We start from the raw sequence: 2,167 nt of genomic DNA, 5'->3' as shown, positions 1-2,167 counted from the left end.
AACGGCGGACGGCCGACCGGACCGGCTGCCTGAGCCCGCGGTCGCCGCCGCACCCCTCAGCGGCATGACCGTCGCGGACCTGATCACCGCACCGGCCGTCACCGCGCTGTGCGACCCCGAACTGCTCGCCGCGGCGCCCGGCCACGCACTCATCACACGTGCCGCACTCATCACACGTGCCGCACTCATCACACGTGCCGCACTCATCACACAGGGGCGAGGAACACCGCGGCCGTCGCAGGCCGCCCTGGAGCGCCTGTTCGCGGAGCTCGACCGCCGCTATGACACCGGCCACTCCTTCGACCTGGCCGAACGCCCCCTCCCCGACCGTCCCTAGCCGCCGCGCCCGGACACCCGACCACCGACGCAGAGGAGACACCCATGTCCGACCCCCACGCCGAGCAGCACACCGTCGAGAGCCTGCGGGAGTGGCTGACCAACTGCATCGCCTCCCACCTGGAGCGGCCCGCCGACACCATCGACACCAGCGTGCGGCTCTCCGACTACGGACTCGACTCGCTGTACGTCCTGTCCGTCGCCGGGGAGCTCGAGGACCACTTCGACGTCTCCCTCGACCCCACGCTCCTGTGGGACAACCCCACCATCGACGCGCTCAGCGAGGCCCTCGTCGAAGAGCTGGCCCAGTACGCCTGACGGGCACACCCCGCCGCATCCGCCACCGCATCCCATCCCGCGCAGTCCGCCACTCCGCAGAACCGAGAGGACCGCTCCGTCATGTCCGACGCCGCCCGTACGCTCCGTCGACCCGTAAGCGCCGCCCAGTTGGGCATGTGGGTCGCCCAGCAACTGGAGCCGGACAGCCCCCTCTACAACTGCGGCGCCTATCTGGAGATCAACGGTCCGGTCGACCCGGACGTCCTCCACGAGGCGGTACGGCGGGCCGTCGACGAGACCGAGGCACTGCGGTCGCACCTCACCGAGGACCCCGACACCACCGGCGACACCCGGCTGTACCAGCTCGTCGCGCCCGCCGAGCCGACATCCCTGCGCGTGCGCGACCTGCGCGACGCGGCGGACCCGGAGGCCGCGGCGCACGCGTGGATGAACGCGGAGATGCTCAAGCCCTTCGACCTCGGCCACGGCCCCCTGAGCGATCAGACCCTGCTGCTCCTGGCCGACGACCGGTCCTTCTACTTCCACCGCTACCACCACGCCGTCCTCGACGCGTTCGGCCAGGCCGTCTACGGCGCGCGGGTCGCGGCCCTCTACACCGCCCTGGTCACCGGTACCGAGCCCCCCGCGACCGGCTTCGCCACCCTCGACCGGGTGATCGCCGAGGAGACCGGTTATCCGGGCTCGCGCCGCTATGCCCAGGACCGTGCGTACTGGCTCGACCTGTTCGAGGAGCTGCCCGACCCGGTGGCGCTCGCGGGACGTTCCGCGGGCAGCACCCACAGCAGTCTCCGTCGCATCCTCACCCTGCCGACCCCCTTGGCCGATCGGCTCACCGCGCTGGGCGGCCGGCTCGGCGCGCAGTGGCCGGCCGTCGCCATCGCGGCCACAGCCGTCCTCTATCACCGTCTGACCGGCCGCACGGACCTCACCTTCTCGATGCCTCTGGCAGGCCGCACCGGCCGGGTGTCCCTGACCACGCCGAGCGCGATGGTCAACGTCCTGCCCATCCGGGTGGCCGCCACGCCGGGGACCACGTTCACGGAGCTGGTCGCGTCGGTGTCCCGCTCGCTGGCCGATGTCGTCAGGCACCAGCGGTTCCGGGGCGAGGAACTCGTCAGGGAACTCGGGCTCTCCGGCGGCCGCCAGGCCCGCCTCGGCCCGACGCTCAACGTGGTGGCCTACGTCGACGAACTCCTCTTCGGTGACAGCCGGGCCACTCCCCACCCGCTGTCCACCGGGCCCGTCAACGACCTGAAGATCAACTTCTATGGCGCGGCAGGCTCCGGCACGGGCATCCGCGTGGAGTTCGACGCCGACCCGTCCCTCTACGACGAACGAGAAATCGCCGCCCACCAGGAACGGCTGGTGCGGGTGCTGGAGTGGGTCGCTGAGGACCCCGAGCGTCGCATCGGCGACGTGGAGTTGCTCGACGCGGTGGAGCGGGAGCGGGTGCTGGTCGGGTGGAATGGTGAGTCGCGGGGTGTGCGGGGTGTGTCGTTGCCGGTGCTCTTCGGGGAGCAGGTGGCGCGGA

3 protein-coding genes are annotated in these 2,167 nt (G+C 71.5%); all 3 read left to right on the top strand.

The genetic code is table 11. The features are described from left to right. Nucleotides 1-337, top strand: a 337-nt coding sequence (locus tag KN815_RS26860; protein ID WP_216344487.1) for a hypothetical protein, incomplete at its 5' end; no start/stop codon positions are given. A 44-nt stretch (nt 338-381) separates the two neighbouring features. Then, a complete protein-coding gene (locus tag KN815_RS26855; protein WP_216344486.1) occupies nt 382-654 on the top strand; it encodes an acyl carrier protein in 273 nt (90 codons plus the stop codon). A gap of 81 nt (nt 655-735) precedes the next feature. Beyond that, the coding region (locus KN815_RS26850; RefSeq protein WP_253209267.1) for a condensation domain-containing protein at nt 736-2,167 on the top strand (1,432 nt) is incomplete at its 3' end.

Source organism: Streptomyces niphimycinicus, from assembly GCF_018883605.1.
GTDB classification, from domain to species: Bacteria; Actinomycetota; Actinomycetes; order Streptomycetales; family Streptomycetaceae; genus Streptomyces; species Streptomyces niphimycinicus.
The sequence above is the reverse complement of the archived record's forward strand: the minus strand, read 5'-3'. Positions and strand labels throughout refer to the sequence as shown.